Here is a 9,277-nt window from a genome sequence, read left to right as displayed (position 1 = left end):
GCCGAGGGCACCGCTCCCACCCCGCCCGGCCCCGGCCGGGGCCGGCGGGGCCGCACCGGCCGGGGCCGGGCGGGGTGGGAGCGGTGCCCTCGGCGGGCGCGTCCGCCGACGGCGCATCGGTCGACGGCGCACCGGTGGACGGAGCGTCGGTCGAGGTGGAGTGCAGCGGGGTGGCGCTGGAGGTCGGCGTGCTCGACGGCGTCGCGGCGAACGCGGCGGTCGAGCCGAGCGCGACGAGTCCGAGGGCGCCGACGGCGATGCCGATGGTCAGGGCGCGCTTCTTCGGACGGCGCGGCCCGAAGCTCGAGCCCTTCTCGGCGGGGGTGGTCGACTCGGTCATGGGTGTCTCCTCGTTCCGGCCCGGTGCCGACCCCGTTCGGGATCGGTTGCGGCCGGTTCCATCTCAGATTCGAAGGCGAATCTGAAGCCGGACTTAAGAACAGACCCTCCACAGCAGACGCCGGGTGCGCCCCGATCCGCGGCCCCTAGGTTCGAGCACATGCCCTCCTCCGCCCGTGTGCTCCTCATCGAGGACGACGACGCCATCCGCTCCTCCGTCGAGACCGCGCTGCGCAGCGAGCGCTTCACGGTCCGCGGTCTCGTCTCCGGCGAGGACCTCGCCCGGGAGCTGAGCACCTTCGCTCCGGACCTGGTGATCCTCGACTGGATGCTCCCCGGACCGAGCGGCATCGTGCTCGCCGAGCGGATCCGCCGCAGCAGCGACGCGGCGGTGATCATGCTCACCGCCCGCGACGCCGTCGACGACCGCCTCCGCGGCTTCGATGAGGGCGTCGACGACTACGTGGTGAAGCCGTTCGTGCTCGCCGAGCTCGTCAAGCGCGTGACCGCCGTGCTGCGCCGCCGCGGCCGCATCCCGTCCGTCGTCGAGATCGGCGACCTCGTCGTCGACCCGGAGTCGGGCCGCGCCCGCCGCGGCGGCGTCGCCCTCGACCTCACCGCGACCGAGTTCCGCCTCCTCGCCTTCCTCGCCGGGAACCGCGGCCGCACCCTCACCAAGACCCAGATCCTCACGCAGGTCTGGGGCTACGACCACGTCGACCCGAACCTCGTCGAGGTGCACCTCAGCTCCCTCCGCAAGAAGATGGAGGCGCACGGCGACCGGCTCGTGCACACCGTCCGCGGCCTCGGCTACCGGGTGGAGGCGTGAGCCGCTCCCAGCCGGGCGCCCTGCGGACCGGCTCCCTCCGCCTCCGCACCGTCCTGGCCGTGCTCGCGCTGCTGGCCGTTCTGCTCCTGGCCCTCTCGGCGACGGTGCAGGCGGTGCTCGGCGAGCGCCTCCGCGACCAGATCGAGGAGCGGCTGCAGGACCGTGCCTCCGCCGCCGCCGCGCTGGTCGGCACGATCGCCGACGACGCCCTCGCCTCGCGACTCTCGGCGCAGGGCGTCTCGGTGCGGATCACGAGCCCCGAGGGCGAGGACGTCGTGGCCGGGCCGAGCCCGGAGCAGCTGCGACTGGGCCCGGGAGCCGCCGACCAGCTCGGAGAGCCGCCGTCGCCGCCCGGCACGAGCTCCTCCTCCGGAGCCGTCCCGTCCCGAGCCGCCTCCGCCGCCGTCACCGTCGTCTCGAGCAGCGTCGCCGCCGACGACGAGCTGATCACCCTCGAGTCGACCCTCAGCGACGGCACCCGCCTCGAGCTCACCAGCGAGGCCGGATCGGTGGGCAGCACCCTCGCGCAGTTGAACGGGATCCTGCTCGCCGCGTCGGCCGTGTTCCTCCTGCTGGCCGCCCTCGCGCTGATCGTCGTGATCCGCGCGACCCTCCGGCCCCTCGAGCGGATGACCGATGTGGCCCGCGACATCGCGCACGGCGACCGCGGGCGACGGCTGCGCCCCTCCCGTCCGCGGACCGAGCTCGGCCGCACCGCGACCGCGTTCGACGAGATGCTCGACGACCTCGAGCAGGCCGAGCGCAGCGCCCTCGCCGCCGAGGCGACGGCCCTCGCGGCGGAGCAGCGGATGCGCGCGTTCGTCTCGGACGCCGCGCACGAGCTGCGGACGCCGGTCGCCGGCATCCAGGCCGCCGCCGACGCCCTCGTCCGCGGCGACGGCGGCGAGCAGGAGCGCGAGCGCCTCTCGGTGCACGTCGTGCGGGAGTCGCTGCGCGCGGGCCGCCTCATCCAGGACATGCTGCTGATGGCGCGGCTGGACGAGGGCCTGGCTCTGGAGTCGCGTCCGCTGGACCCCGCGGTCGTCGCCGAGGCCGCGATCGAGCGCCAGGAGCTGCGCCGCCCGGGCCTCGCGATCGAGCTGCAGCGGCCCGCCGAGCCGCTCCTGGTCAGCGCCGACGCCGACCGGCTGGCTCAGGTGCTCGGCAACCTCCTCGAGAACGGCGCCCGCTTCGCCCGCTCCCGGATCGACGTCGCCGTCGAGGCGGCCGCCGACTCCGTCACGATCACCGTCGACGACGACGGCCCCGGCATCGCCGAGGCCGACCGCGAGCGCGTCTTCGACCGCCTCGTCCGCCTCGACGACGCCCGCAACCGCGCCGACGGCGGCTCGGGCCTCGGCCTGCCGATCGCGCGCGGGCTGGCCCGGGCCCTCGGCGGCGACCTCGTGGCGCAGGCGGGACCCGTCGGCGCCCGCTTCCGGGTGACGCTGCCTCGCGCGGGGTGACGCCGTCCCGCTCCCCTTAGGCTCGACGGGCGCGCGGGCCCCGCTCCGCCGGGACGGCAGGAGTGGCTCCATGGACAAGGACGACGCGGAGCAGCGTGTCCGGCAGGCCCGCGACGAGGCCCCGAGGTTCGGGAGCGGTCCCCTGCTCGCCACCTTCACCGTCCGGCACCGCCGCGGACTCGACGTCGCCTTCGTGCTCGACGGCGCGGAGGGGGACTTCCAGATCGGCATGGGCGCCGCGTCCGACGACTTCCGGAGCGTCCTCACCGTCGGCGTCGACCGCGAGGACGGCCGCATCCGCGGCGTCTCCAGCTGGACCGTCGACGGCCGCGAGAGCCGCGTGCCCGTGCGGATCCTGCACCGCTCCGCCACCGTGATCATCGTGGAGGCCGCTCCCCTCCCCCTCGACCGGCGCCCGTCCTCGCTCAAGTGCTGGTCCTTCCTCCGCCGCGCCTCCGCCGACCACCACTCCGACGTGCTCGGCTTCGTGTCCCCCGAACTGGCCGACCTCCCCCCGGTCCGGCTCCTCACCGATTCGCGGGCGCGGCGCGGGCGCTGAGCCGGCCTCGCGCGCGAGGGGACGGATCCCCGCCCGACCCGCAGGCGCCGGTGGGATCATGCGCTGACGTGATCCCGCCCGGAGGTCCGCCCGACCCGGAGGAGCGCTCGTGACGCAGGAGGTGCAGTCGACCCGGCTGCGGTCGCTCGGGAGCGAGGCGTTCTTCGGGGCGACGGTGGTCGTGGCGGCGGCATGGTCGGGCGCCCGGGCCTACCAGCTCTACGGAGGGTGGGGCGTGGTGCTCGCTGTGGCCGCGGTGATCGTCGCGGGGCTCGGCTTCGGGCTCCGGCGGCGCGTCGAGGAGCGGTGGTCCCGACCGATCCTCGAGAGGCTGCGGGCCGAGCATCCGGACGGCGGCGTCACCGCGGTGCTGAACACTCCGGAGACACTGGCCTCGCTGCGGACGCTCGCGGTCGCCGGAGCCGCGGTCGACCTCCCGGCGCTGCGCGCGGCGAAGCCGGACCCCGTGCTGCTGGCCGTCGTCACCGCGAGGGCGCTCTCGCTGTTCCGTGCCGACGCGGACCTCTCGCCGATCGCGTTCCTGCCCCTCACCGCCGGGGACGCCCCCGAGTCGGTGACGGGCTACCACCACGGTCACGCGCTCGCGGCTCCCGTTCTCACGGTCCGGCAGCAGGGGACGGAGCAGCGGCTCGCCCTCTTCCCCGCCGACGGCGCGCGGACGATCACCGGTGTCCTCGGCCGCTGAGCGAGGCCCGCTGCGCATCGCCGGGAGTCTCCGCCCCGCGGTGGATCCGGCAGCGCCGCGCCGCGCGTAGCGTCGGGCGATGGACATGTCACTGCTCGGCACCAGCGTGGTCGCCGCCCTGTGCGGGGCCGCGTATCTCGGAGTCGCGATCCTCGCGGTCGCGCAGGTCCTCCGCTCCGGCCTCGATCCCCTGCGGAAGGGCCTGTGGACGATCGCCGTCGTGGTGGCGCCCTTCCTGGGGTCGATGGCGTGGTTCCTCGTCGGGCGGCCCGGAGCCCGAGCCTGAGACGCGGCTCAGCCCGCACCCATGCCTACGATCACCGATCGCGCAAGCACCTGCTCGCGGGGCGCCCGCACGTCAGCATGAGCGGGATGGACACGATCGAGGAGGCGGGCGCCTGGGCGCGCGATCTGGTGCGCCGCGAGTTCGGCATCGGCCTCGTCGACCTGGAGCCCGTCGTCGGCGGACTCGACCACGGAGCGCGCGTCTGGTGCGCGGCCGACGGCTCCGGGGCGCTGTGGAGCGTCAAGGCGTCGGCCCGCGACGGGCGCTTCGGCCTCGCGCTCTCGGCGTCGCTGGGCGAGTCGGGGGTGCCGGGCGTCGCGGCGCCGCACCGCGCCTCCGACGGGCGCCCCTGGGCGGAGGACCGGGGGCTGCGGGTCTCGGTCGCGCCGTGGATCCTCGGCGAGGACGCCGTCGACTCCGGCGAGGACGCCCTCGACTGGGAGGGGTTCGGCGCGGTCCTGCGCTCCGTGCACGACGCCGAGCCGCCGACCCTCGCGCCTCCCGTGCGGCGGGGCATCCGCCGCGTCCGCCGTCCGCTCGCCGACCTCCTCGCCGAGACCGACGAGAGGATCGACGCGCAGCCGGAGTCCCGCCCCCTCCTCACCGCGCTCTGGCGCGGTAACCGCTCCCGCCTCGACGCCCTCGCCGGCGCTGAGCGGCGGCTGAAGCGCGCCCGCACGCCCACCTCCCGCGTGCCCCTCCACGGCGACCCGCATCCCGGCAACGTCGTCATCGACGAGAGCGGCCGCCCCTGGCTGATCGACTTCGACGAGGCCACCGTCGCCCCGCGGGAGGCCGACCTGCTCCTGATCGAGCTGGGCGTCATCTACTCGCGGCCGATCAGCGACGTGCAGCGCTCGGCGTTCCGCGCGGGCTACGGCGAGGCCCTGATCGACGACGAGCGGATCGTCCGCTTCGGCTGCGTCCGCGCGGTCGAGGACGTGGCCGCCACTGTCGCGCTGGCCCTCGCCGACCCGGAGCCGGAGGAGCGCGAGGCCGCCTCCGTGCCCGCCTCCCGCCTCGGCCGCGCCGCCTTGGCGCTGCCCGTCCCCACTCCGCTCGACCTGCTCGTCGGCCAGCTCGGCCCACACGGCCTCGTCTCGCTCGTCGAGACCGCCCTCCGCCGCCCCGCCTGACGCGGCCCTCCGACCCCGCCCCCGTCCGACCCTTCACAGCAGGAGACCACCCATGCGCAGACGATTCATCCCTCTCGCCGCCGTCCTGGCGTCGACCGCCGCCCTCACCGGCTGCAGCGGCTTCGGAGGAGGAGGCGGCGGTTCGGCCGACGCCGACTCGATCACCTTCACCACCTGGGCCAGCGAGTCCGAGCAGGCGGCCTTCGAGTCGCTGATCACCGACTTCGAGGCCGAGCACGAGGGGGCGAGCGTCGAGCTCAACGTCGTCCCCTACGACCAGATGTTCAGCAACATCGACGCGCAGCTGTCGTCGGGCGAGGCCCCCGACGTGTTCCGCGTCGACTACGGCAACCTCGGCGTCTACTCCAGCCAGGAGCAGCTGCTCGACCTGACCGACCGGATCGACGACTTCGACTCCTTCACGCCCGCGTTCCAGGAGGCCGTCTCCTTCGAGGGGAAGCCCTACGGCGTCCCGCACCAGACCGACGTGTCGGCGCTGCTGGTGAACACGCAGCTGCTCGCGGCGGCCGGCATCACCGACGTGCCGACCACCGCCGACGAGGCGTGGACCTGGGAGGAGTTCGCCGACGCCTCCGCGAAGCTGCGCGCGAGCCTGCCCGCCGAGCAGTACCCGTTCGTCTACAACTGGCAGCTCGGCGGCACGCCCCGCTGGCTGAGCTGGCTGTTCGAGGCCGACGGCACGCTCCTGGAGGAGGACGGCACCACTCCGGCGATCGACTCCGCCGCCGGCGCGAAGGCGCTGGACTTCACGAAGAGCTTCTTCGACAACGACTGGGTCCCGCCGACCAGCTCGGTGAAGTCCGCCACCTACGCCGACTCCTTCTTCACGGAGCAGACCGCGGCGATGGCGTTCGCCGGGTCCTTCCTGGTGCCGGACATCGACGACCTCGCCGACTTCGAGTGGACCGCCACGCCGATGCCCGTCGACGAGCGCGGCGCGACCGACCTCGGCGGCAACGCCCTCGTCGCCACGGCCGACACCGATGACCCCGAGCTCGCGACCGAGTTCCTCTCGTTCATGACGCAGGCCGACACCATGGCCGAGTTCTGCGCGGCGACGAACGAGCTGCCCACCCGGTCCGACATCGACCCCGCGTCGATCGACTTCGCGGTGCGCCCGGACGTGATGCCCGTCTTCGTCGAGCAGGCCGCGACGATCACCCCGCGGGACGTGCAGCAGCTCACCTCGCCGTTCCTCGCGAAGATCTCCGTCGCGATGCAGGACCAGCTCGAGGAGGCGTTCGTCGGCGGACGCAGCACCGAGGAGACCCTCTCCGGCCTCGACGCGGCCATCCAGCAGGCGACCAGCTGATGACCGCCACCACCCTCCGCGGCCGGGCGGGCTCCTCCGCCCGGCCGCGGTCGGCCCGCAGGCGCGAGGCCCTCGCCGGCTTCGGCTTCGTCGGCCCGAACCTGCTCCTGATGGCGCTGTTCCTGTTCGTGCCGATCCTCTGGGCGATCCAGCTCTCGTTCCAGGAGTCTCGCGGCTTCGGCACGCCCGAGTGGGTCGGCTTCGCGAACTACCTGCGGATGGGCGCCGATCCGGTGTTCTGGCAGAGCCTGGGCAACACGCTCCTCTTCACCGCGGTCACCGTGCCGCTCGAGCTCGCCGGCGGCCTCGGCCTGGCCGTGCTGCTCAACTCCGTGCTGCCCGCGCGCGGTATCTTCCGCACGGTGATCGTGCTGCCCCTGGTGATCTCGGGCGTCGCCTCCGGGATGATCGCGGTCACGATCTTCAGCGAGTCCTCGGGCATCGTGAACAAGGTGCTGAGCTCGCTGGGCGCCTCGCCGGTCGCCTGGCAGTCGGACGGCTCCGCGGCGATGATCTCGGTGATGCTGACCGCGGTGTGGCTGCGGATCGGCTTCAACATGGTGATCTACCTGGCGGGCCTGCAGAGCGTCTCGCCCGAGCTCTACGAGGCCGCCCGGATCGACGGAGCGACGCGCTGGCAGCAGTTCCGCGCACTGACGGTGCCGCTGGTCGGCCCGTCCACCTTCTTCCTGCTGATCATGAACGTGATCGCCTCGTTCCAGGTCTTCGACATCGTCTTCGTGATGACGGGCGGCGGCCCCGGCTTCTCCACGTCGGTGCTCGGCACCTACGCGTACCGCAACGGCTTCCAGGTCCGCGAGCAGGGCTACGGCGCCGCGCTCGGCGTCGTCATCCTGCTGGTCTCCCTCGCCTTCACCTACCTGCAGTGGCGCACGAGCCGCACGCGCGATCTCGTCGACTAGGAGCCCTCATGTCGTCCTCCACCGTCACCACGCCCGCCGCGGTCGCCGCGGCCACCGCCCGCGAGACCCCGCGCCGGCGCCCCTCCCGCCGCGACGGCTCCCGCTCCGGACTCGTCGTCCGCCTCGTCATCGCGATCGTCGCCTCGGCGATCGTGTTCTTCCCGCTGTACTGGATGCTCGTCATCGCCTTCTCGCCGCGCGGCGACGTGTTCGCGCCCGGCCCGCCCCGCTTCTGGCCGAGCGAGATCTCGTTCGAGAACTTCGCGACGGTGTTCGCGCGCTTCCCCGTGGGCGAGTGGTTCGTCAACTCGGTCGTGATCGGGGTGTTCGTCACGGTGTTCACCGTCGTGGTGAACCTGCTGGCCGGCTGGGGCTTCGCGCGGCTGCGCTTCCCCGGGCGGAACCTGCTGTTCCTGCTCGCACTGGCCACGATGATGATCCCGGTGCAGGCGATCATGGTCGCGCAGTTCAAGCTCGTGACCGGACTGCAGATCTACGGCACCTACTGGTCGGTGATCCTGCCCGGAGCAGCGGCGGCCTTCGGGATCTTCCTCGCCCGGCAGTTCTTCCTCTCCATCCCGGAGGAGCTGATCGAGGCGGCGCGGATCGACGGCGCCGGCCACCTGCGGGTGTTCCTGCAGATCGTGCTGCCGCTCTCGAAGCCGCTGATCGCCGTCCTGATCCTGCTGACTCTGCTCGGCAGCTGGAACGACTTCGCCTGGCCGCTGATCGCCCTGAAGGACAACGAGCTGTTCACGCTGCCGATCGGCCTGCTCTACCTCAAGGGCCAGTCGACGCCGGACTACAGCGCGAGCATGGCGCTGGCGCTGGTGTCGGTGCTGCCGATGGTGCTGCTGTTCCTGTGCTTCCAGCGCTACTTCGTGCAGGGGTTCGCGCGCAGCGGCATCCGGTGAGGTCGGGCGGCGGCACGGGCGGAGGCACGGGTGGCGGCACGGGCGGAGTGGAGCGGTCGCCGCGGCGGGAGGCTCCTGACCGGACGGGGCCGGAGCGGACAGGGCAGGGCAGGAGAGGACCGACGGACGCGGCGGGCGGCGGAGAGCGTGAACCACGTGGAGCTCGTCCGGTCGTGATCTTCCGAGTTCGACGGCTCTCCTGCGTGGCGGGGGCGTCCGCCAGCCGGAGCGGGACGGGAACGGACCGGGGCGGAGGGGCGGACCGGGACGGGGGCGGACCGGGACGGGGGCGGACCGGGACGCGGTGGCCGACGCCCCGAAGCACGACGGGACACGGGGCTCGAGGCTCGGAGCTCCGGGACACAGGGCTCGGAGCTCGGAACTCGGAGCTCGAGGCTCGACGAAGCGCGAACGTGCCGACGGACCTCGCGGCGCCGGAGGTGCGAGAGCGCGAGGGCGCCTGGGCGTGTCCAGGCACGGCGATGCACCGCCTCGCGGCCGACGGAGTGTCGGATCGCCCGGCAGGTCGGGCTGCGGATCAGAACGGCGGAGACGCGTCCACGAACCGCGGCCGCGTCGGCGACAGCAGCGATGGCGACGGTCGAGGTGACGACGGTCGCGATGACCTCAGCTGCGATGACGAGGATCGTGGTGACAGCGGGTGCGGCTGCTGCTCCGGCTGCGGCTCCGGCTCCGGTTCTTGCGCCGACTGCGGCGTCGGTCGTCGCGTGGGCGGCAGCGGAGCCCCGGGCAGCGCCCGCGGTCGGTCGGTGATCCGACGGCCGG

10 protein-coding genes are annotated in these 9,277 nt (G+C 73.6%); 9 read left to right on the top strand and 1 reads right to left on the bottom strand.

Annotated elements, in window-relative coordinates:
* The coding region (locus C5C82_RS16310) for a hypothetical protein (protein ID WP_104355381.1) at window positions 1-340 on the bottom strand (340 nt) is incomplete at its 3' end.
* 159 nt (window positions 341-499) lie between these two features.
* Between C5C82_RS16310 and C5C82_RS16305 the strand changes: the two genes are divergently transcribed.
* The 9 genes from C5C82_RS16305 (at window position 500) to C5C82_RS16265 (ending at window position 8,491) form a co-directional block, all read left to right on the top strand.
* A complete protein-coding gene (locus tag C5C82_RS16305) occupies window positions 500-1,168 on the top strand; it encodes a response regulator transcription factor (protein ID WP_104225192.1) in 669 nt (222 codons plus the stop codon).
* Window positions 1,165-2,634 carry a cell wall metabolism sensor histidine kinase WalK gene (locus C5C82_RS16300; RefSeq protein WP_104355380.1) on the top strand — a complete coding sequence of 490 codons (1,470 nt, stop codon included), beginning with the start codon at window positions 1,165-1,167 and terminating at the stop codon, window positions 2,632-2,634. Before C5C82_RS16305 ends, C5C82_RS16300 begins: the two co-directional genes overlap by 4 nt.
* A gap of 70 nt (window positions 2,635-2,704) precedes the next feature.
* Window positions 2,705-3,193 carry a hypothetical protein gene (locus tag C5C82_RS16295; RefSeq protein WP_104355379.1) on the top strand — a complete coding sequence of 163 codons (489 nt, stop codon included), beginning with the start codon at window positions 2,705-2,707 and terminating at the stop codon, window positions 3,191-3,193.
* Between the two features lie 109 nt (window positions 3,194-3,302).
* Window positions 3,303-3,899 (top strand): hypothetical protein, encoded by a 597-nt coding sequence (locus tag C5C82_RS16290; RefSeq protein WP_104355378.1) that lies wholly within the window; start codon window positions 3,303-3,305, stop codon window positions 3,897-3,899.
* 79 nt (window positions 3,900-3,978) lie between these two features.
* Complete coding sequence (locus C5C82_RS16285; RefSeq protein ID WP_104225196.1) at window positions 3,979-4,185, top strand: PLD nuclease N-terminal domain-containing protein; 207 nt, start codon at window positions 3,979-3,981, stop codon at window positions 4,183-4,185.
* A gap of 86 nt (window positions 4,186-4,271) precedes the next feature.
* Complete coding sequence (locus tag C5C82_RS16280) at window positions 4,272-5,321, top strand: aminoglycoside phosphotransferase family protein (protein ID WP_181072868.1); 1,050 nt, start codon at window positions 4,272-4,274, stop codon at window positions 5,319-5,321.
* A 52-nt stretch (window positions 5,322-5,373) separates the two neighbouring features.
* Entirely contained in the window at window positions 5,374-6,654 is a 1,281-nt protein-coding gene (locus C5C82_RS16275) for a sugar ABC transporter substrate-binding protein (RefSeq protein ID WP_258066164.1), read from the top strand.
* Window positions 6,654-7,577, top strand: a complete 924-nt coding sequence (locus tag C5C82_RS16270) for a carbohydrate ABC transporter permease (RefSeq protein WP_104239656.1) — start codon at window positions 6,654-6,656, stop codon at window positions 7,575-7,577. The genes C5C82_RS16275 and C5C82_RS16270 overlap by 1 nt, the downstream gene beginning before the upstream one ends.
* 8 nt (window positions 7,578-7,585) lie before the next feature.
* A complete protein-coding gene (locus C5C82_RS16265) occupies window positions 7,586-8,491 on the top strand; it encodes a carbohydrate ABC transporter permease (RefSeq protein ID WP_104350612.1) in 906 nt (301 codons plus the stop codon).
* Window positions 8,492-9,277: the final 786 nt, after the last annotated feature.

The organism is Rathayibacter sp. AY1D5 (assembly GCF_002932515.1).
Taxonomy (GTDB): Bacteria; Actinomycetota; Actinomycetes; order Actinomycetales; family Microbacteriaceae; genus Rathayibacter.
This window is presented reverse-complemented; position numbering and strand designations above follow the sequence as displayed.

Coding starts and splice junctions, on each gene's coding strand:
- C5C82_RS16265 (WP_104350612.1), top strand. CDS start 7,586: ATGTCGTCCTCCACCGTCACCACGCCCGCCGCGGTCGCCGCGGCCACC.
- C5C82_RS16285 (WP_104225196.1), top strand. CDS start 3,979: ATGGACATGTCACTGCTCGGCACCAGCGTGGTCGCCGCCCTGTGCGGG.
- C5C82_RS16280 (WP_181072868.1), top strand. CDS start 4,272: ATGGACACGATCGAGGAGGCGGGCGCCTGGGCGCGCGATCTGGTGCGC.
- C5C82_RS16270 (WP_104239656.1), top strand. CDS start 6,654: ATGACCGCCACCACCCTCCGCGGCCGGGCGGGCTCCTCCGCCCGGCCG.
- C5C82_RS16295 (WP_104355379.1), top strand. CDS start 2,705: ATGGACAAGGACGACGCGGAGCAGCGTGTCCGGCAGGCCCGCGACGAG.
- C5C82_RS16275 (WP_258066164.1), top strand. CDS start 5,374: ATGCGCAGACGATTCATCCCTCTCGCCGCCGTCCTGGCGTCGACCGCC.
- C5C82_RS16305 (WP_104225192.1), top strand. CDS start 500: ATGCCCTCCTCCGCCCGTGTGCTCCTCATCGAGGACGACGACGCCATC.